Origin of the sequence: Streptomyces sp. NPDC048142, assembly GCF_043202835.1 — a bacterium.
In the GTDB taxonomy this organism is placed as follows: Bacteria; Actinomycetota; Actinomycetes; order Streptomycetales; family Streptomycetaceae; genus Streptomyces.
The window spans coordinates 11,659-37,756 of sequence record NZ_JBIDBC010000041.1 but is presented as its reverse complement, the minus strand read 5'-3'; the positions used below and the strand labels follow the sequence as shown (position 1 = coordinate 37,756).

The following is a 26,098-nucleotide window of genomic DNA, read 5'->3' as shown; positions in this document are numbered from 1 at the left end:
GCGTTCATCCGCTCTCCCGGCCCTTTCGCGTTTCGCCCCAAGCACGGGCAGGGGCCTACGGCAGGGCGGCGCTGACCGCGTCGACCGCCATCATCCACATCGGCTGGCCGCCGGTGCCGAACGCGGCGGCCAGGGCGTAGCCGATCGCCGCGTCGAGCGGCTCGACCGCGGCGCCTTCCCGCCATTCGGCGATCACCCGCCGGTCGCCGTCCGAGGAGAAGTCCCCGATGTGCGTGCCGTCGCGGGTCAGCCGGCTGCCCGGGATCGAGTCGGGCACGAGCCGGTAGGACGTACCCGCGCAGCGGACGTCGACCCGGTAGGAGCGGCGGCGGAGCTTCCCCTTGCCGGGCGTGATCGTCGCCTCCCGGCCGTCCACCGTGAGGGTGAGGTGGCGGGGGTCGCGGGTGCCGATGACGATGTGGTCGTCGACTTCCGCGCCGGGTGCGCGGGTGAGGACGACGCGGGGGATTCTCCCGCCGCTCACGACGAGCGTCTCGCTGTGCTCGCCCGCGAGTTCGACCACGATGTCCCCGTGGTGGTCGTCCTCCACGGCGGCGGGTATGGGGGTGGCGTCGGTCATCTGGGCTTCGTGGTCCTTCGGTCGCGCGGAGCGTTGTCGGTGGTTGGTTGTCAAGGCTTGCTGAGTGGGCGTCACCACACGGGAGTCGGTGGTGTCATCAGCGGAGGAGAACCCGGCGGATCGCGGCGACGACGCCTGGGCGGCCCGGAAGCGGGATAGGGCCGGGCGGTTCAGGAGCTCTGGTCCAGAATTCCCGAACGTGCGATCAGATAGCCGAGCTGGGCGCGGCTGCTGCTGCCCAGGGCGGCGGAGAGTTTCGCCACGTGGGCACGGCAGGTCCGGACGTTCATGCCGAGTCGGCGGGCGATGGAATCGTCGACATGCCCCTCGACCAGAAGCTGGGCGATGGAACGCTGGACGCCGCTGATTCCCTGCGGCATCGGGTCGTACTTGACCTCTTCGAGGAGAGGCGCGGCACGGGTCCAGAGTTGCTCGAAGACCTTCACGAGATATTCGACGAGGCCGGGGTGGCGTAGTTCGAGGGCGACCTGGCGGTCGTCCTGGGCCGGGATGAAAGCGACCGTGCGGTCGAAGACGATCAGGCGCTCTATGAGTTCTTCGAGCGTCCGGATCTCCACGTTGTCGTTGGCTATGCGCTCGGCGTAGGCCAGGGTGCTGGGGCTGTGGCGCGCCGTGTGCTGGTAGAGGGTGCGGATGTGCACCCCGCGGTGGACGACGGACAGCCCGCGCTCCAGCGACTTGCTGAGCTGGTCCTCGTTCCGTCCGCCGCCCGGCTGGACGGTGAGCACCTCGGTCCGGCATTCCGTGGTCGCGAGGTCGAGGGCGGCGTTGATCCGGTTGACGCCCTCCAGCACGGTGATGGCATGCGTGGTGGGCGGCCCCTGGGCGCTGATGTCCATAAAAGGCTCGAAGGACTCGGTCAGTTCCACCGAATGCCGTCGGCGTTCCTGGATCTCGCGTTCTATGGGATGCAGGTGCTGGGCCAGTGCCGCTGACGGCGGCACCGGCCGGAGCCAGCCCGGGTCGTCCGGGTCGGGATGGAGCAGGGCGAACTCCATCAGGCACGGAGCGGGTTCCAGCTCGGATCGGGCGATGCGGCCGGACCGGAGCGCGGTGGCGTAAAGACGCCCCCCTGCTTCGCATAGTTCGGTGATCCCGTGAGGATGTGTCGTCTTTATGTGGCTTGTGGTCATTTCTCCACCCCCCAGGTTCCTGAACATTCAGGAACATGATGCATCGACCCAGTGGTGTTCACGTGCCCAGGTGGGACATCGTCTTAAGTGCGGGGGAGAAGAATCCACAAGTGAGGACGAAGCCGACTATGTACAAGCGAATGCTTCGCTCGGCGCTTGCCGCCTCGTTCGTCGCGGCCCTTGGACTCGGGCTGACGGGCGTCGGCGTCATGGGCGGCAGCGGCGAGCAGAAGGCTGTTCAGGCTGCGGCACCCGGTGATATCGGTTGGGTCGCGTCTGCCGCGGGCTCGGGCGACATCGGCTGGGTCTCGCCCGCCGCAGCTCCGGGCGACATCGGCTGGGTCTCGCCCGCCGCGGTCCCGGGTGACATCGGCTGGGTCTCGCCCGCCGGGACCCCAGGCGACATCGGCTGGATCGCTCCGGCCCGCACGGTCGCATGACCACCCCGCCGGACGACCGCACCTTCCGGCGCGAGATGGCAACCGCCTATCGCTCAGGGTGGCATTTCATCGATCTGCTCACGGCCCTCCCCCGCCGTGGCGACTCGTTGATGGTCACCCTGTTCGGAGAGCCGATCGTCGTGGTGATGGAAGAGGACGAGGATGTCCGCGCCTATCGCTGTCTCCGCCGTCCCCGCGGCGCGCCGCAGCCGGTCCGCTGTGCCGTCAGGTACGGCATGATCTTCGTCAATCTCGATCAGCGGGACCACGAGCTGTTCGACGCAGAACCCCTTTCCGCCACCCCCCGCAGTGCCTGAGCGATTCCCCCGTCGTCACCTATCGCTCCGGCGCTTCCCCCACACAGCGGCGCCACCGTGACCTGAACACGGTGGCGCCGTTGTGCTGTTCCCGTCCGGGGTGCGGGCGGGCGTCCCGGGGTGGTCAGGCCTTGCCGAGTGCCCGGTCGAGGGTGATCTCGATGACGACCCGGGTCGGGTTGATCCGCGGGGCGCGGCCGTAGCGCTCCTGGTGGCGGGCCTCCGCGTCCGCGACGGCCTCCGGTTCGGTGCGGATGACCGCGAGGCCCTCCAGGGTCGCCCAGCGGGCCCGGTCGATCTGGCAGACGGCCACGCGGGCCCCGCCGGGGCCGGCGGCGCGGATGTTGGCGACCTTGCGGCTGCCCCCGTCGGTGATCACGCGCGCCACCCCGGCCTCCGGGTCGTACGTCACGCACACCGGCACCACGTGCGGCGTGCCGTCGGGGCGGGGGGTCGTCAGGGTGGACAGGTGGCTCTCGCGCCAGAACGCGACGTATGCGGGAGCGGGATCGTGTACGTCTGCCATGGGGGCAGCGTACGAGCACCGGTGCCGGGGGCCGGCGGCGCGGGTGCGTACGGACGCCGTCACCGGGAAGGGGCCCGCAGCGCGTGCGCGTACCGCCTTGAGTGGAATAGACTCAACTTTGTGCACGTTGACCAGGTCAATACGTGACGGACGTATGACCCGCCAGCTGCGAGGAGGAGTAACCCACGTGGACGCCGAGCTGACCAACAAGAGCCGGGACGCCATCAACGCGGCCACCGGCAGGGCCGTGCAGGACGGGCACCCCGACCTCACGCCGGGGCACCTGCTTCTCGCGCTGCTGGAGGGCCAGGACAACGAGAACATCACCGACCTGCTCGCCGCCGTCGAGGCCGATCAGGCCGCCGTACGGGGCGAGACCGAGCGGCTGCTCGGGACGCTGCCCAGTGTCACCGGTTCCACCGTGGCCCCGCCGCAGCCCAACCGTGAGCTGCTCGCCGTCATCCAGGACGCCGCCCGGCGGGCGAAGGAGCTGGGCGACGACTACATCTCCACCGAGCACCTGCTGATCGGCATCGCGGCCGAGGGCGGCCGTGCCGGTGAGATCCTCGACGGGCAGGGCGCCGGGGCCAGGAAGCTGCTGGCCGCATTCGAGACGAGCAGGGGAGGGCGCCGGGTGACCACACCCGACCCGGAGGGCCAGTACAAGGCCCTGGAGAAGTTCGGCACCGACTTCACGGCCGCCGCGCGCGAGGGCAAGCTGGACCCGGTCATCGGCCGTGACCAGGAGATCCGCCGCGTCGTGCAGGTGCTGTCGCGCCGGACGAAGAACAACCCCGTCCTCATCGGCGAGCCCGGTGTCGGCAAGACCGCCGTCGTCGAAGGGCTCGCCCAGCGCATCGTCAAGGGCGACGTTCCCGAGAGCCTGAAGAACAAGCGGCTGGTCTCCCTGGACCTCGGCGCCATGGTCGCGGGGGCGAAGTACCGCGGTGAGTTCGAGGAGCGGCTGAAAACCGTCCTCTCCGAGATCAAGGAGAGCGACGGCCGGATCATCACGTTCATCGACGAGCTGCACACCGTCGTCGGTGCGGGCGCCGGCGGCGACTCCGCCATGGACGCGGGCAACATGCTCAAGCCGATGCTGGCCCGCGGCGAGCTGCGGATGGTCGGCGCGACGACGCTCGACGAGTACCGCGAGCGCATCGAGAAGGACCCCGCCCTGGAGCGGCGCTTCCAGCAGGTGCTGGTCGCCGAGCCCTCCGTCGAGGACACCATCGCCATCCTGCGCGGGCTCAAGGGCCGTTACGAGGCCCATCACAAGGTGCAGATCGCGGACTCGGCGCTGGTGGCCGCCGCCACGCTCTCCGACCGTTACATCACCTCCCGCTTCCTCCCCGACAAGGCCATCGACCTGGTCGACGAGTCCGCCTCCCGGCTCCGTATGGAGATCGACTCCTCGCCCCTGGAGATCGACGAACTCCAGCGTTCCGTCGACAGGTTGCGCATGGAGGAGCTGGCTCTCAAGAACGAGTCCGACCCCGCCTCCAGGCAGCGTCTGGAGAAGCTGCGCCGCGACCTCGCCGACCGGGAGGAGGAGCTGCGCGGCCTCAACGCCCGCTGGGAGAAGGAGAAGCAGGGCCTCAACCGGGTCGGTGAGCTCAAGGAGCGCCTCGACGGACTGCGGGGCCTGGCCGAACGCGCCCAGCGCGACGGTGACTTCGACGCCGCCTCCAAGCTGCTGTACGGGGAGATCCCGGGCCTGGAGCGGGAGTTGGAGGAGGCCGCGGAGGCGGAGCAGGAAGCCTCCAAGGACACCATGGTCAAGGAGGAGGTCGGCCCGGACGACATCGCGGACGTCGTCGGCGCCTGGACCGGCATCCCGGCCGGCCGGCTGCTGGAGGGCGAGACACAGAAGCTGCTGCGGATGGAGTCCGAGCTCGGCAAGCGGCTGATCGGGCAGAGCGAGGCCGTGCAGGCCGTCTCCGACGCCGTACGCCGGACCAGGGCCGGGATCGCCGACCCCGACCGGCCCACCGGGTCGTTCCTCTTCCTCGGGCCCACCGGCGTCGGCAAGACCGAGCTGGCCAAGGCGCTCGCGGACTTCCTGTTCGACGACGAGCGGGCCATGATCCGCATCGACATGAGCGAATACGGCGAGAAGCACAGCGTCGCCCGCCTCGTCGGGGCCCCGCCCGGTTACGTCGGTTACGAGGAGGGCGGCCAGCTCACCGAGGCCGTCCGCCGCCGCCCGTACAGCGTCGTGCTCCTGGACGAGGTCGAGAAGGCCCACCCCGAGGTCTTCGACATCCTGCTCCAGGTCCTCGACGACGGCCGGCTCACCGACGGCCAGGGCCGCACGGTCGACTTCCGCAACACCATCCTCGTCCTCACCTCCAACCTCGGCAGCCAGTTCCTGATGGACCCCCTGGTCAAGCCCGAGGCGAAGAAGCAGCAGGTGCTGGACGTGGTGCGGGCCTCGTTCAAGCCGGAGTTCATCAACCGGCTCGACGACCTGGTGGTCTTCTCCGCCCTGTCCGGCGACGAGCTCGCGCACATCGCCGGGCTCCAGATCGACCGGCTGGCTGCCCGGCTGGCCGAGCGGCGGCTCACCCTCGACGTCACGCCCGAGGCGCTGGCCTGGCTCGCGGAGAAGGGCAACGACCCGGCGTACGGGGCGCGGCCGCTGCGCCGGCTCATCCAGACGGCGATCGGCGACCGGCTCGCCAAGGAGATCCTGTCCGGCGAGGTCCGCGACGGTGACACCGTACGGGTGGAGCGGGCCGAGGACGGGCTGATCGTCGGCCCCGCTTCGTAGGCGCTTCGTGGGCGGCGGCCCGGCGTCCCGTAGCCGACGGTCACGGAGCGTCGCGGTCTGTCGGTGAACGTCCGGCCCGTGCCCGGCGGATCCCGTCCCCACGCGCTGTCTGTCAGCTTGTGGCGGATCGGGACCGTCCGGGCTTGCCATGCCCCGCCCGCCATGGGAGAGGATGGCCGTACTCGTCACGAAGGGAAATAACGGTGAGCATCGATCCGTCCTCGATTCCTAATTTCGGGGGCCAGCCCGAACCGCAGGCGGCAGGACCGGAGGGCCCCGTCGTCCCTGACCAGGACCTCGTCAAGCAGCTCCTGGACCAGATGGAGCTGAAGTACGTCGTCGACGACGAGGGCGACCTCGCGGCGCCGTGGGAAGAGTTCCGGACATACTTCATGTTCCGGGGCGAGGACGAGCAGCAGGTCTTCTCGGTCCGTACGTTCTACGACCGCCCCCACGCGCTCGACCAGCGCCCCGTCCTGCTGGACGCCATCGACGACTGGAACCGCCGCACCCTGTGGCCCAAGGTCTACACCCACGCCCACGAGGGCGAGGAGGGCGAGGCGGGTTCCGTCCGGCTGATCGGTGAGGCGCAGATGCTCATCGGCACCGGCGTCAGCCTGGAGCACTTCGTCTCCTCGACGGTGAGCTGGGTGCGCGCCTCGATCGAGTTCGACAAGTGGCTCGTCGAGCGCCTCGGCATCCAGCCCGCCGAGGGCGAGAAGGACGGCGAGGGCGAGAAGGACGGCGAGGGCACGGAGTCCGCGGGCGCCTGACCTCCCGAACCACGGCAGCGGCCCGGACGGCGGTCACCACGACCGCCGCTCGGGCCGCCGTCGCGTTCAGCCCAGCCGTCCCAGCCGCTCCACCGCCTCCTCCAGCACGTCATCCCTCTTGCAGAACGTGAACCGGACCTGGCTCCGGCCCGCCTCCGGATCGTCGTAGAAGACCGAGTTCGGTACGGCGGCCACCCCGCACCGCTCCGGAAGGGCCCGGCAGAAGGCGTACGCGTCCTCGTCGCCGAACGGGGCGATGTCGGTGGTGACGAAGTACGTCCCCGCCGGCTCGTACACCCGGAAGCCCGCGGCGCGCAGGCCCTTCGCCAGCAGGTCCCGCTTGCGGCGCATGCCCTCGCGGAAGTCGGTGAAGAAGGCGTCGGGCAGGGCCAGCGCCTCGGCGATCGCGTACTGGAACGGGCCCCCGCTGACGAAGGTCAGATACTGCTTCGCCGCACGCACGGCCGCCACCAGCGGCGCGTCCCCGGTGACCCACCCGATTTTCCACCCGGTGTACGAGAACGTCTTCCCGGACGAGGAGACGGAGACCGTGCGCCCGCGCATCCCGGGCAGGGCGGCGATCGGATGGTGCGCCCCCGCGAAGACCAGGTGTTCGTACACCTCGTCGGTGACCACCAGCAGGTCGTGCTCCACCGCGAGGGCCGCGATCCCCGCCAGCTCGTCGGGGGTGAGCACCATGCCGGTCGGGTTGTGCGGGGTGTTCAGGAGCAGGAGGCGGGTGCGCGGGGAGATCAGGGCGCGCAGTTCGTCGAGGTCCGGGCGGAAGTCCGGGGCACGCAGCGTGAGCGGTACGCGCTGCGCGCCCGCCATCGCGACGCATGCGGCGTACGAGTCGTAGTACGGCTCGAACGCGATGACCTCGTCGCCCGGTTCGAGGAGGGCGAGCAGGGAGGCGGCGATCGCCTCGGTGGCGCCGGTCGTCACCAGGACCTCGGTCTCCGGGGACCAGGTCAGCCCGTAGAAGCGCTCCTGGTGGGCGGCGACGGCGTTGCGCAGTTCCGGGACGCCGGGGCCCGGCGGGTACTGGTTGCCGTGGCCGGCGCGCAGCGCCCGGACCGCCGCCTCCCGGATCTCCTCGGGGCCGTCGGTGTCGGGGAAGCCCTGGCCGAGGTTGATGGAACCGGTCCGCACGGCCAGCGCGGACATCTCCGCGAAGATCGTCGTGCCGAACGCGGCGAGGCGGCGGTTGAGCAGCGGCCGTCCCCGCGCCGGGCCGTCCTGCGCCGGGCTGTCCTGCGTCGGGGCGTCCTGCGCCGGATCGCTCTGAGGCGGTCGTCCCTGAGTCGCTCGTCCCTGTGTCATGGGCGTCATCCTGGGCCGAAGCTCTGGAGTTGCTCAAGTCCGCTTTGACACGCGGAGGCCCGGGGAATCCCTCTGTCACACAACAACGGGGAAGCGGAGGGGGACCTCGCTTCGGGGGAAGAAAGGCAGGTGGGAAGCATGGGCGTCGTCATCGCGGTGCTGATCGCCGTGGTCGTCGCCGGAGGGCTGCCGGCCGTTCTGCGGGCCACCGGTGGGAGCAAGCCGTCGCATTCCCGCAACTGGCGCCGGCGCTCCACGAGCGGGGCATCGGCCGGCGGCGAGAGCCTCGGCGGTGGCGCCGGTGCCGGCTGGTGGGCGGGCGGTACCGACCACGGCTCCGGCTCGTCCTGCGGCAGCGGTGGCTCCGGCGGGCATGCGGGCGGCCACTCCTGCGGCGGCGGCTCGTCGTGCGGGGGTGGCGGGGGCGGCAACTGACCGGGCCTCCGCCGCACGTCACCCACAGTGACTCCGGCACCGGGCGTCCGGAGGGTGAACTCCCTCCGGACGCCTTTTCGTTGAGCGACGCGGACGTTTTCGGTTGAACAAGTGAACCCGTGGGCCCCCGAGGGGATGGAAACCACGGCAAGTTGGTCGAAAACGCTGTGAGTGCGGCGTACTTCGTGATTCCCTCGTCGAAGAGAACATTCAGCCCTCGGACCCCAGTTGGACCAGATCGGGCGCTCCCCACCTCCCACACGCAGCTATTCGGGGGCGTTCTGCTGTCCATGCGTCCATGTGTGTTTGCGGAGCCCACCCATGCTCACCACCCTCCAGACGGCCTATTCCGATACCCGCGCCGCCGACCTGGCCTGGATGCTGGGACGGGAGCCGCTGCCCGCCCTGGCGGTCCTCGACCTCCGGCTCGACGGCGCCGAACTCCAGTTGAGGCTGCTCGGCGCCTCCCACCAGGTCCTCCTCCAGGAGGACCGCGGAGTCTGCTCCGAGACCGTGGCCTGTATGCCCGGCAGCAGCACCCCCCTGCCCCTCGGCGTCGCGAAGCGGCTCGGGGACTGGGAGTACGAATTCGCGGCTCGCGTCGAGACTCTGACCCAGGGACAGTTCGCCGGGCGGGCGCAGGAGCTGCTCGCCCTGGTGAGCGACCACCCGCACGGACTGGCGGGCACCTTCCCCGGCAGCCCGCACGCCTTCACCGCGATGCTCGCCCAGCGCACCGAGGGCCAGGTGCGGTGGCGCACCTGGCACGCGTATCCGCAGGAGGGCCAGTTGGTGGTGACCCGGACCCGGGTGGGGGTGCGGATTCCCGCGCCCGCGGCCTGAGCGGCCGGGGACTTGCACCCGTGTGGGTGACAAGCCGCGACGGTGCCGTGACGTAGCGTTCGCCACATGATCGACCAGCAGGTGTCGCTGCGAGGGGGCGCGGCGCGGCTTCCCGTACGGCCGAGGACCGGCCGGTTCCTCGTGCTGGCCGCGGTCTTCGTCTGTGCCGCCTGCGGTCTCGTCTACGAGCTCGAACTGGTCGCGCTCGCCTCCTATCTGATCGGCGATTCGGTCACGCAGGCCTCCGTCGTGCTGTCCGTGATGGTGTTCGCGATGGGCATCGGCTCCCTTCTCGCGAAACGTTTGCGCTGCCATGCCGCCGTCGGTTTCGGGATGGTCGAGGCGGCCCTCGCGCTGATCGGCGGCTCCTCGGCGCTGGTGCTCTACGCCTCGTTCGCCTGGCTCGGTGACTCGCAGTACGCACTGGTCGGGTTCTCGCTGGCGATCGGGGTGCTGATCGGTGCGGAGATCCCGCTGCTGATGACGCTGATCCAGCGTGTCGACCGGCAGGACGCGGGCGGGGCCGTCGCCGACCTCTTCGCCGCCGACTACGTGGGCGCGCTGGTCGGTGGGCTCGCGTTCCCCTTTCTGCTGCTGCCGATGCTGGGGCAGCTGACCGGTGCGCTGTTCACCGGCACGGTCAACGCGGCGGCGGGCGGCGCGCTGGTCCTGTGGGTGTTCCGGCGTGACCTCAGCTCCCGTTCCCGGTGGCTCCTCGTCCTGGCCAACGTCTCGGTGATCGCGCTCCTGGGCACCGCCACGGTGCTGGTCGACGACTTCGAGCGGGCGGCGCGCCGGGCGGTGTACGGGGACCAGGTGCGGGTCGCCGTGCGGACCGGGGTGCAGGAGGTCGTCCTGACCGGCGCCGACCGTGACTCCCTCGGCCTCTATCTGGACGGCCGGCTGCGGGTCAGCGCCCGTGACGAGTACCGCTACCACGAGGCGCTGGTGCACCCCGCGATGAACGGGCCGCGCGCCCGGGTGCTCATCCTGGGCGGCGGCGACGGACTCGCCGCCCGCGAGGTGCTGCGCTACCGGGACGTCCGCTCGGTCACCGTCGTCGAGCTGGACCCCGCCGTCACCCGACTGGCCCGTACGGACCCCGCCCTCTCCGAGCTGAACGACCACGCCTTCCGCGACCCGCGTCTCAGGGCGGTCGGGGCGGACGCGTTCACCTGGCTCCGGGCCGACCGGGGGCGCTACGACGTGGTGGTCTCCGACCTCCCGGACCCGGGCATCACCGCCAGTACGAAGCTGTATTCCGCCGAGTTCTACGGGCTGGTCGCGGAGGCCCTGGCCCCGGACGGGCGGCTCGTGGTGCACGCCGGGCCGCTGGGGGCCCGGCCGCGGACCTTCTGGACGGTGGAGGCCTCGGTGCGCGCGGGCGGCCTCGCGACCCGCCCGTACCACGTCACCGGCCGGTACGCGGGCTTCGCCGCGAGCCCGGACCGGGTCGGCGGCGGCGAGCGGGAGCGGGAGGACTGGGGCTTCCTCCTGGCCGGTACGGGCACGGCGCCGCGGCCCGCGCTGGCCGCCGGGGGGCCCGTACCGCGGTCGCTGGGGGGCCGGGAGCTGCGTGAGGGGGCACGGGCGGCGGACGAGACCCGGCTGCCGGGGCTGATCCCGTCGACGCTGATCCACCCGCGGTACTGGGAGGACGCGTGAGCCCGCTCGGGGACCGCTCGGGGACCGGGCCGGGAGCCGTCCCGGCGGGTGGGGCCCGGCTTTCCGGGGGCGGGCCCGGCTTTCCGGGGGCGGAAGCGCTGACGTCCGGGCCGGGGCCGATTAGGCTCGGTTTCCATGGAGCATGAGGTGTTCGTTCCGGTTCCCGTCCCGACCCTGCTGCGCACGCTGGCCGATCCCGCCCGGGTCGCCCGCTGCGTCCCCGGCCTCCAGCAGGACGCCGACGCGTCGGCGTCGCCCCTGGCGGGCCGGCTGAAACTCCGGGCCGGCGGCCACACCATCACCTACCGGGGCGAGCTGCGGCTCACCGGCCCGGCGGGCGGCGGCTCGGACGGGCACCGCTTCTCGGTGACCGGGAAGGGCGTGGAGGCCCGGGGTACCGGTGCGGTCGAGCTGGACCTGGTCATCGGTCTCACGGCGGCGGACGGCGGGACGACGCTCGCGTACAGCGGTACGGCCGGCGGGAACGGGCGGCTGGTCGAGCTGGCGGAGGGCGCGGCACTCGCGGCCGCCCACCGGCTCCTGGACCGCTTCACCCAGCAGTTGGTGACGGAGTCGCTGGCGGTGCGGGACGCGGGGGAGGGTGAAGGGGAGGGCGAGGAGAGCGGCGACGCGGACGGTGCGGTGGCCGCCGAGGGGCTTGCGGGTGACGAGGAGGCCGGGGGCGGCGGCGGGGCCGGGGCTGTGTCCGGGCCGGAAGCCGGTGCCGAAGCTGGTGCCGGGTCAGAAGCCGCTGCCGAAGCCGAAGCCGGTATCGGTTCAGAATCCGGTGCCGGTGCCGGTGCCGGTGCCGGTGCCGGTGCTGATGCCGGTGCGGGCGACGACGACTCCGGGTCCGTGTTCGACTCGCCGGTGCCGCCGCCCTCTCTTGACCCCGTCGCCGGGGTGGAGTTCACCGTTCCGGACGAACCGCCCGCCGAGGCCGCACACGCCCGCCGCACGATGATCGGGCGCAGCGCCGAGGAGGTCGATCACGCGCCCCCGCGAGGCCGCTACGCCCCCGTGCCCTCCCCGGAGGCGGGCGGGGTGAGCACCACCCTGCGGTGGGTCGCCCCGGCCGCCGCCCTCGCGCTCGCCTCCGCCGTGGTGCTGGGCCGGGCGCTGCGCCGCCGGAGGTAGCGGGAGCCGGAGGGCGGTGACGGCCAGTAGGGTCGTCGGGTGAGCAGGAGCGAAGAGAACGTCAGGCTGACCGTCGGCGACGCCGAGTTGACCGTCGACCCCCTGAACGGCTGCCGGATGAGCAGTCTGCGGATCGGGGGCACCGAACTGCTCCGTCAGGGCGACCGGTACGGCTGCTTCCCGATGGTGCCCTGGTGCGGACGTACCGGGTACGGGCAGTTCCGCAACGGCGACGTGCTCCACGAGCTGCCGCTGAACTCCCCGCCGCACGCCATCCACGGCACCGGCCGGGACACCTCCTGGCACACCGTCCACGCGGACGGGGACCGGGCGGCCTTCTACTACGACCTCGTCGAGCCCTGGCCGTACCCGGGCCGGGTGACGCAGACCTTCGAGCTGGCCGAGGACACGCTGACGCTCGGCCTCGCCGTCGAGACGTACGGCAACTCCTTCCCGGCCCAGGCCGGCTGGCACCCCTGGTTCCACCGCGGCATCGACGGCCGGGACGCCGAGCTGTCCTTCGACGCCGCCTGGCAGGAGGAGCGCGGTGCGGACCATCTGCCCACCGGCCGCCGCATCGACCCCCTGCCCGGCCCGTGGGACGACTGCTTCGGCATGCCCGACGGCGTGGACGTGAAGCTCACCTGGCCGGAACGGCTGGAGCTGACGGTGAAGAGCCGCGGCGAGTGGGTGGTCGTCTACGACGAGCAGGACGAGGCCGTCTGTGTGGAGCCGCAGTCCGGGCCGCCCGACGGGCTGAACACCGCGCCCCGGCTGGTGACCCCGATCGATCCGCTGGAGATCACGACGACCTGGAGCTGGACGCGGCTCTGAGGCGAGGCCCTGGGCCCGGCCCGTACCGCTTACCCTCGTGGACATGACTGACGTACGCGCTGACCTGCTCCAGCAGATCAAGGACAAGGCCGTGGTGCACGGCAAGGTGACCCTCTCCTCGGGTCTGGAAGCCGACTGGTACATCGACCTGCGCCGGATCACGCTGGACGGCAAGGCCGCGCCGCTGGTCGGCCAGGTCATGCTCGACGCCACCGCCGAGCTGGACTACGACTGCGTCGGCGGGCTGACGCTGGGCGCCGACCCGGTCGCCACCTCGATGCTGCACGCCTCCGCCGCCCGCGGTGCGAGCCTGGACGCGTTCGTCGTCCGCAAGGCGCAGAAGGCGCACGGGATGCAGCGCCGGATCGAGGGCACCGACGTGAAGGGCCGCCGCTGCCTGGTCGTCGAGGACACCTCGACGACGGGCGGTTCGCCGCTGACCGCCGTCGAGGCGGTGCGCGAAGCGGGCGGCGAGGTCGTCGCCGTCGCCGTGATCGTCGAGCGCGGGGCCGCCCCGGCGATCGCCGAGGCCGGTCTGCCGTACGTCCACGTCTACTCGGTGGCCGATCTCGACCTGGACTGACCCGGCAGGACCCGGCCCGGTCGGGCTGCTCGGAATGATCAGGGTGTGACCTGCGGATTTCTCCGGGGGCGGGCGGTTTCACGTGAAACCCCCCGCCCCCGCTCCGTATCCCGTCCCTGTCCGGAGGGGTCCGCCCGGTGGAGCCGGAGGGAGAGTCTGGGAAGATGGGGGCGACGATGACGTCGCCCCCAGGTCAGGGACTCAAGCCTGCACACCCGCACATCCCAAGGAGCGGTCAGATGCCCATCGCAACCCCCGAGGCTTACGCCGAGATGCTCGACCGGGCAAAGGCGGGCAAGTTCGCCTACCCGGCCATCAACGTGACCTCGTCCCAGACTCTGCACGCCGCCCTGCGCGGCTTCGCGGAGGCCGAGAGCGACGGCATCGTCCAGATCTCCACCGGTGGTGCGGAGTTCCTGGGCGGCCAGCACAACAAGGACATGGTCACGGGTGCGGTCGCCCTGGCCGAGTTCGCGCACATCGTCGCGGCGAAGTACGACGTCACCATCGCGCTGCACACCGACCACTGCCCCAAGGACAAGCTGGACGGTTACGTACGTCCGCTGCTCGACGTCTCCGCCGAGCGCGTCGCCAAGGGTCTGAACCCGCTGTTCCAGTCCCACATGTGGGACGGCTCGGCCGAGACCCTCGCCGACAACCTGGCCATCGGCCAGGAGCTGCTGGCCAAGGCCGCCGCCGCCAAGATCATCCTTGAGGTCGAGATCACCCCGACCGGCGGTGAGGAGGACGGCGTCACGCACGAGATCAACGACGAGCTGTACACGACCGTCGACGACGCGCTGCGCACCGCCGAGGCGCTCGGCCTGGGCGAGAAGGGCCGCTACCTGCTGGCCGCCTCCTTCGGCAACGTCCACGGCGTCTACAAGCCGGGCAACGTCGTGCTCCGTCCCGAGCTGCTGAAGGACCTTCAGGCGGGCGTCTCCGCGAAGTACGGCAAGCCGGCCGGCAGCCAGCCGTTCGACTTCGTCTTCCACGGCGGCTCGGGCTCCACCGCCGAGGAGATCGCCACCGCGCTGGAGAACGGCGTCGTGAAGATGAACCTCGACACCGACACCCAGTACGCCTTCACCCGCCCGGTCGTGGACCACATGTTCCGCAACTACGACGGTGTCCTGAAGGTCGACGGCGAGGTCGGCAACAAGAAGACCTACGACCCCCGCACCTGGGGCAAGGCCGCCGAGGCCGGCATGGCCGCGCGCGTCACCGTGGCGTGCGCGAACCTGCGCTCCACCGGTACGAAGCTGAAGTAGCCGCCCCGTAGTCACGGACGTACGGTGCCGGGCCCGGTCTTCCTTCAGGGGAGGGCCGGGCCCGTTGCCGTGCCGGGAGAGAGAAGAGGGCCTGTTGTGGGTGCGCCGTACGATTTCGACACCGCCGTCGACCGCCGGGGCACCTGGTGCGTCCAGTGGGACGGGGTCGCGGACCGCTTCGGGGCGGACGGGCTGCTGCCGTTCACCATCTCCGACATGGACTTCGCCACGGCCCCCGAGGTCCTGGCCGCGCTCCGGGCCCGCCTGGAGCACGGGGTGTTCGGCTACACCACCTGGCAGCATGACGATTTCCGCTCGGCGATAGCCCACTGGTACGCCACCCGGTACGGCACCACGATCGACACCGGGCAGCTGGTCTACGGCCCGTCCGTGCTCAACCAGCTCTCCCAGCTGCTCCGGATGTGGACGGGGGAGGGGGACGGCGTCGTCGTCCACACCCCCACGTACGACGGCTTCCGCAAGGCGATCACCGGGCTCGGGCGCGAGCTGCGGGGCGTGCCGGTGGGGGACGAGGAGGCGCTGGAGCGCGAGCTGTCCCGGCCCGACGCGAAGGTCCTGGTGCTGTGCTCGCCCCACAACCCCACCGGGCGGGTGTGGACGGCCGACGAGCTGGCCCGGACGGCGGAACTCGCGGAGCGGCACGGGGTCGCGGTGATCAGCGACGAGATCCACGCGGACTTCGTGCACGAGGGGGGTGTGGGGCGCGTCCACGTGCCCTGGACACGGGTGGCGGGGGCCGGGCGCTGGGCGCTCATCACCTCCGGGTCGAAGGCCTTCAACTTTCCGGCGCTGACCGGTTCGTACGGGCTGATCGGCGATCCGGCCGACCGGGCGGAGTACCTGCGGCGGATGGAGACGGGGGAGGGGCTGGCGTCGCCGGCTGTTCTCTCGCTGACCGCGCACATCGCGGCGTACCGGGAGGGGGCGGCGTGGCTGGACGCGGTACGGGCGTATGTCGCGGGGAACCTGGGTCACGTCGCGGAGCGGCTGGGCGCCGGCCTTCCCGAGCTGAGGTGGACGCCGCCGCAGGCCGGATACCTGGCGTGGATCGACCTGCGGCCGCTGGGGGTGGAGGAGTCCGCGTTGCAGCGGGTGCTGGTGGAGCGGGAGAAGGTGGCGGTCATGGGGGGTGCTGTCTACGGTGCGCCCGGGTTCGTCCGGCTGAACGTGGGGTGTCCTCGGGAGAAGGTTGTGCGGGGGGTGGCGGCGTTGGTGCGGGCGGTGGGGGCGGTGCGGTAGCCGGTGTTCCGGGGGCTCCGCCCCCGGGCCCCCGCTCCTCAATCGCCGGAGGGGCTTGAGCTTTCACCGGTCCGTCGAGTGCGGGGAGGGGCGAGTCGGGGGAAGCTGCTCCTATGGCTGCTGCTGCCCCCGCGCCCGGTGAGATTCGGGTCGCCTCGTCCGTCGGGCGTTGGGTCGTTCTCACCACGGTGCTCGGCTCCAGCATGGCGATGCTGGACTCCACGGTCATCAACGTGGCCCTGCCCCGCATCGGCGCGGACCTCGGCACCGACATGGCCGCGCTCCAGTGGACCGTCAACGCGTACATGCTCACGCTCGCCGGGCTGATCCTCCTCGGCGGGGCCCTCGGGGACCGGTACGGGCGGCGGCGGGTGTTCGTGGTGGGGGTGGTGTGGTTCGCGGTGGCCTCGCTGCTCTGCGGGATCGCGCCGAACGCGGGGGTTCTCATCGCCGCCCGCGCCCTCCAGGGCGTCGGCGGGGCGCTGCTCACGCCGGGGTCCCTCGCGATCATCCAGGCCAGCTTTCATCCGGACGACCGGGCGCGGGCGGTGGGGCTCTGGTCCGGGTTCGGCGGGGTCGGGGCGGCCGTGGGGCCCTTCGTGGGCGGCTGGCTCGTCGACGGGCCCGGATGGCGGTGGGTCTTCCTGCTCAATCTGCCGCTCGCCGCCCTCTGCGTACCCGTCGCGCTCCGGCACGTACCGGAGTCGCGGGATCCGGCGGCGCACGGCCGGTTCGACGTGCTGGGGGCCGTGCTCGGGGCGCTGGCGCTCGCCGGGGTGACGTATGCCCTGATCGAGGCCCCGGAGCGGGGCGCGTCGCCGCTGGTGCTCGGGTCGGCCCTCGGCGGCGTGCTCCTCGGGGCCGCGTTCGTGCAGGTCGAGCGGCGGCGGGCGGACCCCATGCTGCCGCCCTCGGTCTTCCGCTCCCGCCTGTTCACCTCGGTCAACGTGGTGACCTTCTGCGTCTACGCGGCCCTCGGCGGCTTCTTCTTCCTCTCCGCGATCCAGCTCCAGGTCGTCGCCGGGTACTCCGCGCTCGGCGCGGGCACCGCCCTGCTGCCCACCACCGTGCTCATGCTGCTCTTCTCCGCCTCGGCCGGGGAGCTGGGGCGGCGCATCGGGCCGCGTATCCCGCTCGCGGTGGGCCCGCTGCTCGCCGCCGCCGGGATGCTCCTGATGCTGCGGGTCGGGCCCGGCCCCCCGTCCGCCGGCTCGTACGTCAGTGAGGTGCTGCCCGCCGTCCTGGTGCTCGGCACCGGGCTCGTCGTGGTCGTCGCGCCGCTCACCGCGACCGTTCTGGCCGCCGTGGACGCCGGTCGGGAGGGGCTGGCCAGCGGGATCAACAACGCCGCCGCGCGGGCCGCCGGGCTGATCGCGGTGGCCGCCCTGCCGCTGCTCGCCGGGATGGGGCCGGAGGCGTACCGGGACGCGGGCGAGTTCGCCGCGACCTTCCGGCGGGCGATGCCGATGTGCGCCGGGCTGCTGGTGGCGGGCGCGGTCATCGCCTGGTCGACGGTGCGCACCCCGGCCGACGCTGCCGCCGTCCGGAGCGAGCGGCCCGAGTGCACGGTGCACTGCGGGGCCGTCGCCCCACCGCTGGAGCCGGAGCACAGGCCGGACGGTGAGCGGTGACGTGCGCGGAAGCGTTGGTGTGGGCCGGACGGTGAGCGGTGGCGTGCGCGGCACGCTGGTGCGGGCCGAGTGCTGGTCGGTGGCGTGCGCGGAGCGTTGGTGTGGGCCGAGTGCCGGCGTGCGCGGCGGGCGTGGTCGGTGAGGCGCCCCTGAAGCCCGTACCGCCGCGCATGGCGTGGTCCGGGGCGCGGTGCCGCCGGGTCGTCGCGGCAGGCACACTTGAGCCATGTCCATCCACGAGAACCTGCTCGGGGGCCCCGCCCCGACCCACCTCCCCGACGACCCCGAGCCGCGCGAGCTGCTCGCCGCCGGCACCCCGCCCGCCGAGGTCGCCGCGAAGTACCCCACCTCCTCGCTCGCCTGGGCGCAGCTCGCCGACGAGGCGTACGAGGGCGGCCGGGTCATCGAGTCGTACGCGTACGCCCGTACCGGCTACCACCGCGGCCTCGACTCCCTGCGCCGGGCCGGCTGGAAGGGCCACGGCCCCGTCCCGTTCGAGCACGAGCCGAACCGCGGCTTCCTGCGCGCCCTGCACGCCCTGGCGCGGGCCGCCGGGTCGATCGGGGAGAGCGAGGAGCACGAGCGCTGCTCGACGTTCCTGCGGGACTCCTCGCCGACCGCCGCCGACATCCTGAGCTGACCCCGGCCGCGCACTCCGGAGCCGGGCCCGACGCTCACACAGCGCGGGTCCGGCTTAGTATGCGAGCAGGGGACCGGAGCTCCATCACCTCACGGAAGGGGCGGACCGCTACCCGGAAGCTCGTGTCGAGGAGACAGAAATGTCGACGAATCACCCCGACCCCGAAGCCACCGGTGCGGACACCCCGCACCTGGACTTCGCGGGAACGACTCCGTACGAGGACTATGTCCAGGCGGATGTCCTGACCCACCTCCAGCACCTGCGCTCGGACGATCCCGGCGAGATGGTCTTCCTGGTCACCACCCAGGTCATGGAGCTGTGGTTCACGGTCATCGTCCATGAGTGGGAGACCGCGACCCGCGCCCTGCGCGAGGACCGCATACCCGTCGCGCGCGACGCCCTGAAGCGTTCGCTGCGCGAGCTGGAGGCGCTCAACGAGTCCTGGCGGCCGCTGGCCGGACTCACCCCCGCCCAGTTCAACTCCTACCGGGGATCCCTCGGCGAGGGCTCCGGGTTCCAGTCCGCGATGTACCGGCGGATGGAGTTCCTGCTCGGCGACAAGTCCGCCTCCATGCTGGTGCCGCACCGGGGCGCGCCCCGCGTGTACGCCGAGCTGGAGAAGGCGCTCGGGGAGCCCAGCCTGTACGACGAGACCCTCGCCCTGCTGGCCCGGCGCGGGTATGCCGTTCCGGAGACCGTCACCGGGCGGGACCTGACCCAGCGGTACGAGCCGTCGCCCGAGGTCGAGGCCGTGTGGGCGGAGATCTACGCCTGCGACGACCAGAACGACGAGCTGGTGCGCCTCGGCGAGCTGCTCACCGACGTCGGCGAGCTCGTCTGGCGATGGCGCAACGACCACCTCGTCGCCACCCGGCGCGCGATGGGCTCCAAGACCGGCACCGGCGGCTCCGCCGGGGTGGCCTGGCTGGAGAAGCGCGCCACGAAGAACGTGTTCCCCGAGCTGTGGACGGCGCGCAGCCATGTCTGAGACCTCCCGTGACACGCTCCGTGAGCGGGCGCTGAAGCTCGACGCCGCCGACCCGCTCGCCGGCCGGCGGGGGCTCTTCGCGCTCGACGACGGCGTCTACCTCGACGGCAACTCCCTCGGCGCGCTCCCCGTCCACGTCCCCGCCCGGGTGCAGGACGTCCTCACCCGCCAGTGGGGCGAGCTGCGCATCCGGTCCTGGGACGAGAGCGGCTGGTGGACCGCGCCCGAGCGGATCGGCGACCGGATCGCCCCGCTCGTCGGGGCCGCCGCCGGGCAGATCGTCGTCGGCGATTCGACCAGCGTGAACGTCTTCAAGGCCGTCGTCGCGGCCGCCCGGCTCGCGGGCGGGGGACGCGACGAGATCCTGGTTGACGCGACGACCTTTCCCACGGACGGGTACATCGCCTCCGCCGCCGCCCGGCTGACCGGTCACCGGATCGTGCCCGTCGCGCCCGCCGGCGTACCGGACGCGCTCGGCCCCCGTACGGCCGCCGTCCTGCTCAACCACGTCGACTACCGCTCCGGCCGGCTGCACGATCTGCCCGGTCTGACCGCCGCCGTCCACGCGGCGGGGGCCGTCGCCGTGTGGGACCTCTGCCACAGTGCGGGCGCGCTGCCCGTCGGGCTCGACGAGCACGGCGTGGACCTGGCTGTCGGCTGCACCTACAAGTACCTGAACGGCGGCCCCGGTTCGCCCGCGTACCTGTACGTCGCCGAACGCCACCAGGCCGCCTTCGACTCGCCCCTGCCGGGCTGGAACTCGCACGCCGACCCGTTCGGCATGACCCCCGGCTACGCCCCGGCGGACGGTTCCGTACGGGGCCGGGTCGGCACGCCCGACATCGTCTCCATGCTGACGCTGGAAGCGGCGCTGGACGTGTGGGACGGGGTGTCGGTGGACGCGGTGCGGGCCAAGTCGCTGGCGTTGACGGACTTCTTCCTGGAGTGCGTCGAGGCGTACGCGCCGGCGGGCCGGGTCACCTCCGTCACCCCGGCCCCGCACGCCGAACGCGGCAGCCAGGTCGCCCTTGGCTGTGACGCGGCGGAGCCCGTGATGCGCCGGCTGATCGAGCGGGGCGTCGTCGGCGATCTGCGGCGGCCGGACGTGCTGCGCTTCGGATTCACCCCGCTGTACGTCGGATTCGCCGACACGGAACGGGCGGCGCGGATTCTCGCCGAGGTGCTGGCCGAGGTGCCCGCCGGGGACCGGGTCGGGGATCCGGCCGGGGATCCGGTGGGGGACACCGTCGGCTGACGGGTCGTCACCGTCTGTTCGGCCGGGCGGGGGCGGTGCCGTGTGCCTGGTACCGTCCCCGCAGGTCAGCCCAGTTGGGCACAGGACACAGGCACAGGCACAGGCATAGGACGGTTGAGCAGCATGTCGGATTCTGCCGCGCGTGATCAGGACGTCGCCGAGATGGAGTCGGCGTTCGCGCATCCGGAGGTCGCCCCCGACCGGTCCGCCGCCTACGGTGACCACCCCGACCAGGTCGTCGACTTCTTCGCCCCGCGCGACGGCCGCACCGGCGCCCCGCTCGTCGTCCTCCTGCACGGCGGCGCCTGGCGGGCCCCGTACGACCGGGCCCATGTCTCTCCGCTCGCGGACTTCCTGGCCCGCCGGGGCTTCGCCGTGGCGAGCGTGGAGTACCGGCGCGGCGGCGACGGCATCCCGCAGCAGCGCGGCGGCGAGGAGAACACCCGGCCCAGCGGTGCCGATCCGGTCGCGGGGCGCTGGCCGGAGACCTTCGACGACGTGGCCGCGGCCCTGGACGCGATGCCCGCGCTGGCCGCCCGCGAGCTGCCGGGCGCCGATGTGCGGCGGATCGTGGTCACCGGGCACTCGGCGGGCGGGCACCTCGCCCTGTGGGCGGCGGCGCGACACGTCCTGCCCGAGGGGTCGCCGTGGCGGCTGCCCGCCCCGCCGCCGCTGCGCGGGGTCGTCGCACTGGCCCCGATCGCGGACTTCACGGCGGCCGTCGAGCGGGGGGTGTGCGGCGGCGCGGTCAGTCAACTCCTGGGCGGGGAGGTCGACTTCGAGGAGCGGGCGGCGCACGCCGACCCCGGGGTGCTGCTGCCGACCGGGATCGCCACCGCGATCGTGCAGGGCGTCGAGGACATCGTCGTCCCGCAGGCCCTGTCCGAGGCGTACGTCGACGCGGCGGCCAGGTCCGGCGAGATGGTCGGGCTGACGCTGCTCGGCGGCGTCGGACACTTCCCGCTGATCGATCCGGCCGCCGACGCCTGCGCCGTCGTGGCCGAGGAGATCACCCAGCTCGCCTGGTGAGTTCCGCCGGCTTCCATCGGCCCCGGCCTCAATTGCGGACCGAACCTGTCCGCAAGGGTCTCTACGTTGGTCCTGTGCCGCTCGGACGGAGTGGGAACCGACGAAGGAGAACCGCATGACGATCCTGGTGACCGGAGCCACGGGAACGGTCGGCCGCCGTGTGGTCGAGCAGCTGCTGGAGCGCGGCGAGCACGTCCGGGCGCTGACCCGCGACCCGGCGCGTGCGGAACTTCCGGCCGGCGTCGACGTCGTACGCGGCGACCTCACGGATCCGGCGTCGCTGGAGCCCGCGCTGGACGGAGTGAGCGGACTGCACCTCATCACCTTCGGCGGTGACTACTTCGCCCCGCTGGAGACCGGTGAGGAGATCCTCGGCCTGGCCCGGAAGGCGGGCGTGCGCCGGGTGACCGTGCTCCACGGCGGCGGGGACACCCCGATGGAGACGGCGGTGCGCGCGAGCGACTTCGACTGGACCGTCGTGATGCCGGTGGAGTTCATGGCGAACGCCCTGGAGTGGGCGCCAGGCATCAGGAGTGACGGCGTGGTCCGCGAGCCCTTCGTCGACCGGCTGAGCGCGATGGTCCACGAGTCGGACATCGGGGCGGTGGCGGCCGCAGCCCTCACGGAGGACGGCCACGGCGGCCAGGCGTACCTGGTCACCGGCCCGCAGGTGCTGACCGTCCGCGACAAGGCGGCGGCCATCGGCGCGGCACGGGGCGCGCACGTCGGGCTGGTCGAGCTCACCGAGGAGCAGGCGCTGGAGAGCTGGCGGGGCCAGGGCATGCCGGAGGACGTGATCGCGTTCCTGATCGACGTCTACCGGGACACGCCGCCGGAGGGCCGGACCGTGCTCGACACAGTGGAGAAGGTCACCGGGCGGCCGGCGCGGACCTTCGCGCAGTGGGCCGAGGAGCACGCGGACCACTTCCGCGCGCAGGCCTGAAGAGACCGCTGAACAGGGGCTTCACGGTCCCTGACGCGGCATGGCGGAGCCGGGTAGTCCCTGAGAGGGACGCCCCGGAATCCGTAGCGATGCTGACGACCCGCGCTCCGGCGCCGCCTACCGTGGGAGCGTGACCGAGACCCAGACAAAGACCAAGGGCCCGGAGTACCGGGCGGCCGCAGGGGCGATGGACGGCCTGCGGGAGGACCTCTTCCGCCAGGCGCTCGACTACCGCCCCCTGCCGCCCCTGAACCCCGACGGACGGATGGTCCGGCGGCTGCCCGAGGGGCTGCGCAAGGTCGTTGTCTGGACCCCGCACGCCCTGGTGCTGTTCGCCGCCTTCCTGGTGATGATGGCCGGCTTCGCCGAGTGGGAGTTCCGCCTCCTGATGGGCCTGGTGCCCGCGGTTCCGGTGGTGATGACCCTCATCAGGCCGGTCGCCGCGTTCTGGGGCTCGATGCTGGCGACCGTCTTCTGCGGGATCCTGACGGGTGAGCTGTGGGGGGCGGGCACCATCGGGGCGCAGATGGCGGTCATGGTGGTCGTGGCCGCCCGGACCCGGCCCCGCACCGCCGCCTGGATGTGGCTGCTGACTCTGCTGTTCGGGATGCTGGCGGAGGGCGGCGACCCGTCCGTCACCGCGCCCCTGACCACCCTCACCGCCTTCGCGCTGCTCGTCGTCGCCGTGGTCCAGATCCGGCGCGACGCCGAGCGCGAGGTCACCGTGCAGCGCACCGTCACCGCCGTCGAACGCGACCGGCGCACCCTGCTGGAGGAGCGCACCACCATCGCCCGGGAGCTGCACGACGTGGTGGCCCACCACATGTCGGTCGTCGCGATCCAGGCCGAGGCCGCCCCCTACCGGGTCGAGAACCCGCCGCCGGAGCTGGAGCAGGCCTTCGTCACCATCCGGGAGAACGCCGTGGCCGCCCTCACCGAGCTGCGCCGCGTCCTCGGAGTCGTACGGGCGGAGGACTACGAGGCCCCGGACGCCCCGCAGCCCACCCTCGCCGCGCTCGACGGGCTCCTGGACAACGTCCGCGAGACGGGCCTGGAGACGGAGAAGGTGATCACCGGGGCCGTCCGCGAGCTGCCGCAGGGCGTCGAGCTGTCGGCGTACCGGATCGTCCAGGAGGCCCTGAGCAACAGCCTGCGGCACGCGCCGGGCGCCTCCGCCAAGGTCGAGCTCGGCTATGTCCTCGGCGGGCTCGGACTGCGGGTGGTCAACGGACCCCCGCGCGGCCTGGTCAAGCCCTCGCCGGGGGCCGGGCACGGGATCACCGGGATGCGGGAGCGGGTCGCGATGCTGAACGGCGAGATGACGGCCGGGACGACGGCGGACGGCGGGTACGAGATCGCGGTGTTCCTGCCCGTACCGCTGTCCGAGGAGCGGGAGACACGGGACGCGACGGGCGGTGACGCGACCGGCAGTGACGCGGCCGGCCGCAACACGACCGGCGGCCACACGGACGCGAACACGGACGCGGGCGCGACCGGCAGCAACACGACCGGCCGCCACACGGGCGCGACCGGCAGCAACGCCGACACGGTCGTCATCGAACGGGACGGCCGCGCATGAGCGACACCGACATCCGGGTCCTGATCGTCGACGACCAGATGATGGTCCGCGAGGGCTTCTCCGTCCTGCTCAACGCGATGCCGGGGATCACCGTCGTGGGCGAGGCGGTGGACGGGCACCAGGCCCTCGCCCAGGTCGCCGCCCTGCGCCCGGACGTCGTCCTGATGGACATCCGGATGCCGGAGATGAACGGCATCGAGGCGACCCGCGAGATCGTCGCGCGGGACGCCGACGCGAAGGTCCTGGTGCTGACGACCTTCGACCTCGACGAGTACGTCTACCAGGCGCTGCGGGCCGGGGCCTCGGGCTTCCTCCTCAAGGACGCCTCCGCCCGGCAGCTCGCCGACGGGGTACGGGTGGTGGCCTCGGGCGAGGCGCTGCTCGCCCCGACGGTGACCCGGCGGCTGATCACCGAGTTCTCCAAGCTCGCGGAGGCCCCGCGGCCGCCCGCCCTGGCCCGGATCGGGGATCTCACCGAACGCGAGACGGAGGTGCTGGTCCTGATCGCGCAGGGCCTCTCCAACGCGGAGATCGCCTCGCACCTGATCGTCGCCGAGTCCACGATCAAGACGCACGTCAGCCGCATCCTGGTGAAGCTGGGGCTGCGCGACCGGACCCAGGCGGCGGTCTTCGCGTACGAGGCACGGCTGGTCACCCCGGGGTAGCGGCCGGGATACGGGACAGGGGCCGACTACGGGACAGGGGCCGACCCCTTTGCGGTGCGCGCGGGCGCGGGTAGCGTCAGGACATGCACGTGTCCTTCGATCCCTGGTCGCCCGCGTTCGTCGCCGATCCCTACCCCGCCTACGCCGCGCTGCGCGCCGCCGGCCGGGCGCACTGGTTCGAGCCGACGGGGCAGTGGCTGATCCCGCACCACTCCGACGTATCGGCTCTGCTGCGTGACCGGCGGCTCGGCCGGACGTATCTGCACCGCTTCAGCCACGAGGAGTTCGGCCGCACCCCGCCGCCCGCCGCGCACGAGCCGTTCACCACGCTCAACGGGCAGGGCATCCTCGATCTGGAGGCCCCCGACCATCCCCGGATCCGGCGGCTGATCTCCAAGGCGTTCACCCCGCGTACGGTCGAGAACCTCGCCCCGACCGTACGGCGGCTGGCGGCCGAGCTGGTCGACGCGTTCGTGGCGAAGGGCGGCGGGGACCTGCTGGCCGATGTCGCGGAGCCGCTGCCGGTCGCGGTGATCGCCGAGATGCTGGGCGTCCCGGAGGCGGACCGGGCCCTGCTGCGGCCCTGGTCGGCGGCGATCTGCGGGATGTTCGAGCTGAACCCCTCCGAGGCCACCGCGGAGGCCGCCGTCCGCGCGTCCGTCGACTTCTCCGCGTATCTGCGCGGGCTCATCACCGAGCGGCGCGCGGACCCGGGCGACGACCTGATCTCGGCCCTCATCGCCGCCCACGACGAGGGCGAGCGGCTGACCGAGCAGGAGATGATCTCGACCTGTGTGCTCCTGCTGAACGCGGGTCACGAGGCGACGGTGAACACCACGGTCAACGGCTGGCGCACGCTCTTCCACCATCCGGAACAGCTGGCCGCCCTGCGCGCCGACCCCGCGCTGCTGCCCACCGCGATCGAGGAACTCCTGCGCTACGACACCCCGTTGCAGATGTTCGAGCGCTGGGTGCTGGACGACATCGAGATCGATGGCCAGGTGATCGGGCGGGGGTCGGAGGTGGCGCTGCTGTTCGGCTCGGCCAACCGGGACCCGGAGCGGTTCGCGCGCCCGGACACGCTGGACCTGTCCCGGGAGGACAACCCGCACATCACCTTCGGCGCGGGCATCCACTTCTGCCTGGGCGCCCCGCTGGCCCGGCTGGAGCTGACCGCCTCCTTCGGCGAGCTGCTGCGGAAGGCGCCCGCGCTGCGGATGACCGCCGAGCCGGAGTGGCAGCCGGGGTATGTGATCCGGGGGCTGACGGAGCTGCGGGCGGAGGTGTAGGGCGGAGGCGCAGGGCGGAGGTGCCGGGGGGGGGGGGGCGGGCCCCCCCCCCCCCCCCCCCCCCCCCCCCCCCCCCCCCCCCCCCCCCCCCCCCCCCCCCCCCCCCCCCCCCCCCCCCCCCCCCCCCCCCCCCCACCCCCACACCCCCCCCCCCCCCCCCCGCCC

Annotated in this window: 25 protein-coding genes; 21 read left to right on the top strand and 4 right to left on the bottom strand. The window is 72.4% G+C overall.

The window, feature by feature from the left end; genetic code table 11:
• Positions 1–55: 55 nt before the first annotated feature.
• Both ACGF2Y_RS32935 and ACGF2Y_RS32930 read right to left on the bottom strand, forming a co-directional pair.
• The gene (locus tag ACGF2Y_RS32935; protein ID WP_392955037.1) at positions 56–580 is read right to left on the bottom strand and encodes a hypothetical protein; all 525 of its coding nucleotides are present in this window, start codon (positions 578–580) and stop codon (positions 56–58) included.
• Positions 581–750: 170 nt separating this feature from the next.
• On the bottom strand, positions 751–1,761 hold the full coding sequence (locus ACGF2Y_RS32930) for a helix-turn-helix transcriptional regulator (RefSeq protein ID WP_392955035.1): 1,011 nt from the start codon (positions 1,759–1,761) through the stop codon (positions 751–753).
• 101 nt (positions 1,762–1,862) lie between these two features.
• On the opposite strand from ACGF2Y_RS32930, the gene ACGF2Y_RS32925 reads away from it, so the two are divergent.
• Together ACGF2Y_RS32925 and ACGF2Y_RS32920 are read left to right on the top strand one after the other, a co-directional pair.
• Complete coding sequence (locus ACGF2Y_RS32925) at positions 1,863–2,174, top strand: 5'-nucleotidase (RefSeq protein ID WP_392955033.1); 312 nt, start codon at positions 1,863–1,865, stop codon at positions 2,172–2,174.
• On the top strand, positions 2,171–2,491 hold the full coding sequence (locus ACGF2Y_RS32920) for a hypothetical protein (protein ID WP_030588701.1): 321 nt from the start codon (positions 2,171–2,173) through the stop codon (positions 2,489–2,491). The genes ACGF2Y_RS32925 and ACGF2Y_RS32920 overlap by 4 nt, the downstream gene beginning before the upstream one ends.
• 124 nt (positions 2,492–2,615) lie before the next feature.
• Here the strand turns inward: ACGF2Y_RS32920 and ACGF2Y_RS32915 are convergent, their stop codons facing one another.
• Positions 2,616–3,017 (bottom strand): pyridoxamine 5'-phosphate oxidase family protein, encoded by a 402-nt coding sequence (locus tag ACGF2Y_RS32915; protein WP_392955031.1) that lies wholly within the window; start codon positions 3,015–3,017, stop codon positions 2,616–2,618.
• Between the two features lie 187 nt (positions 3,018–3,204).
• On the opposite strand from ACGF2Y_RS32915, the gene clpB reads away from it, so the two are divergent.
• Both clpB and ACGF2Y_RS32905 read left to right on the top strand, forming a co-directional pair.
• Positions 3,205–5,790: an ATP-dependent chaperone ClpB gene (clpB, locus tag ACGF2Y_RS32910; protein ID WP_392955029.1), complete on the top strand. Its 2,586-nt coding sequence runs from the start codon at positions 3,205–3,207 to the stop codon at positions 5,788–5,790.
• A 203-nt stretch (positions 5,791–5,993) separates the two neighbouring features.
• On the top strand, positions 5,994–6,563 hold the full coding sequence (locus ACGF2Y_RS32905) for a YbjN domain-containing protein (protein WP_392955027.1): 570 nt from the start codon (positions 5,994–5,996) through the stop codon (positions 6,561–6,563).
• A 66-nt stretch (positions 6,564–6,629) separates the two neighbouring features.
• Here the strand turns inward: ACGF2Y_RS32905 and ACGF2Y_RS32900 are convergent, their stop codons facing one another.
• The gene (locus ACGF2Y_RS32900) at positions 6,630–7,886 is read right to left on the bottom strand and encodes a pyridoxal phosphate-dependent aminotransferase (protein WP_392955025.1); all 1,257 of its coding nucleotides are present in this window, start codon (positions 7,884–7,886) and stop codon (positions 6,630–6,632) included.
• Positions 7,887–8,024: 138 nt separating this feature from the next.
• Between ACGF2Y_RS32900 and ACGF2Y_RS32895 the strand changes: the two genes are divergently transcribed.
• The 17 genes from ACGF2Y_RS32895 (at position 8,025) to ACGF2Y_RS32815 (ending at position 25,933) form a co-directional block, all read left to right on the top strand.
• The gene (locus tag ACGF2Y_RS32895; protein WP_392955023.1) at positions 8,025–8,321 is read left to right on the top strand and encodes a hypothetical protein; all 297 of its coding nucleotides are present in this window, start codon (positions 8,025–8,027) and stop codon (positions 8,319–8,321) included.
• Positions 8,322–8,642: 321 nt separating this feature from the next.
• Positions 8,643–9,164, top strand: coding sequence for a DUF2617 family protein (locus tag ACGF2Y_RS32890; protein WP_392955022.1), 522 nt, complete (start codon positions 8,643–8,645; stop codon positions 9,162–9,164).
• 66 nt (positions 9,165–9,230) lie between these two features.
• Entirely contained in the window at positions 9,231–10,829 is a 1,599-nt protein-coding gene (locus ACGF2Y_RS32885) for a polyamine aminopropyltransferase (RefSeq protein ID WP_392955020.1), read from the top strand.
• A gap of 135 nt (positions 10,830–10,964) precedes the next feature.
• Positions 10,965–11,966: an SRPBCC domain-containing protein gene (locus ACGF2Y_RS32880; protein ID WP_392955018.1), complete on the top strand. Its 1,002-nt coding sequence runs from the start codon at positions 10,965–10,967 to the stop codon at positions 11,964–11,966.
• A 39-nt stretch (positions 11,967–12,005) separates the two neighbouring features.
• Positions 12,006–12,800 carry an aldose 1-epimerase gene (locus ACGF2Y_RS32875; protein ID WP_392955016.1) on the top strand — a complete coding sequence of 265 codons (795 nt, stop codon included), beginning with the start codon at positions 12,006–12,008 and terminating at the stop codon, positions 12,798–12,800.
• Between the two features lie 43 nt (positions 12,801–12,843).
• Complete coding sequence (gene pyrE / locus ACGF2Y_RS32870) at positions 12,844–13,383, top strand: orotate phosphoribosyltransferase (protein ID WP_392955014.1); 540 nt, start codon at positions 12,844–12,846, stop codon at positions 13,381–13,383.
• 239 nt (positions 13,384–13,622) lie between these two features.
• Entirely contained in the window at positions 13,623–14,654 is a 1,032-nt protein-coding gene (gene fbaA / locus ACGF2Y_RS32865) for a class II fructose-bisphosphate aldolase (protein WP_392955012.1), read from the top strand.
• Positions 14,655–14,750: 96 nt separating this feature from the next.
• Complete coding sequence (locus ACGF2Y_RS32860; RefSeq protein ID WP_392955010.1) at positions 14,751–15,914, top strand: MalY/PatB family protein; 1,164 nt, start codon at positions 14,751–14,753, stop codon at positions 15,912–15,914.
• A 113-nt stretch (positions 15,915–16,027) separates the two neighbouring features.
• The gene (locus tag ACGF2Y_RS32855; protein WP_392955008.1) at positions 16,028–17,545 is read left to right on the top strand and encodes a DHA2 family efflux MFS transporter permease subunit; all 1,518 of its coding nucleotides are present in this window, start codon (positions 16,028–16,030) and stop codon (positions 17,543–17,545) included.
• A gap of 226 nt (positions 17,546–17,771) precedes the next feature.
• Complete coding sequence (locus tag ACGF2Y_RS32850; protein WP_392955006.1) at positions 17,772–18,185, top strand: DUF3151 domain-containing protein; 414 nt, start codon at positions 17,772–17,774, stop codon at positions 18,183–18,185.
• Between the two features lie 139 nt (positions 18,186–18,324).
• Positions 18,325–19,173 carry a tryptophan 2,3-dioxygenase family protein gene (locus ACGF2Y_RS32845; RefSeq protein WP_392955004.1) on the top strand — a complete coding sequence of 283 codons (849 nt, stop codon included), beginning with the start codon at positions 18,325–18,327 and terminating at the stop codon, positions 19,171–19,173.
• Complete coding sequence (kynU, locus tag ACGF2Y_RS32840; RefSeq protein ID WP_392955002.1) at positions 19,166–20,428, top strand: kynureninase; 1,263 nt, start codon at positions 19,166–19,168, stop codon at positions 20,426–20,428. The genes ACGF2Y_RS32845 and kynU overlap by 8 nt, the downstream gene beginning before the upstream one ends.
• A 123-nt stretch (positions 20,429–20,551) precedes the next feature.
• Positions 20,552–21,457, top strand: coding sequence for an alpha/beta hydrolase (locus ACGF2Y_RS32835; RefSeq protein ID WP_392955000.1), 906 nt, complete (start codon positions 20,552–20,554; stop codon positions 21,455–21,457).
• 115 nt (positions 21,458–21,572) lie between these two features.
• The gene (locus ACGF2Y_RS32830; protein ID WP_392954998.1) at positions 21,573–22,400 is read left to right on the top strand and encodes an SDR family oxidoreductase; all 828 of its coding nucleotides are present in this window, start codon (positions 21,573–21,575) and stop codon (positions 22,398–22,400) included.
• A 130-nt stretch (positions 22,401–22,530) separates the two neighbouring features.
• The gene (locus tag ACGF2Y_RS32825; protein ID WP_392954996.1) at positions 22,531–23,979 is read left to right on the top strand and encodes a sensor histidine kinase; all 1,449 of its coding nucleotides are present in this window, start codon (positions 22,531–22,533) and stop codon (positions 23,977–23,979) included.
• Positions 23,976–24,644: a response regulator gene (locus ACGF2Y_RS32820; RefSeq protein ID WP_392954994.1), complete on the top strand. Its 669-nt coding sequence runs from the start codon at positions 23,976–23,978 to the stop codon at positions 24,642–24,644. Before ACGF2Y_RS32825 ends, ACGF2Y_RS32820 begins: the two co-directional genes overlap by 4 nt.
• 83 nt (positions 24,645–24,727) lie before the next feature.
• Positions 24,728–25,933, top strand: a complete 1,206-nt coding sequence (locus tag ACGF2Y_RS32815; RefSeq protein WP_392954992.1) for a cytochrome P450 — start codon at positions 24,728–24,730, stop codon at positions 25,931–25,933.
• Positions 25,934–26,098: the final 165 nt, after the last annotated feature.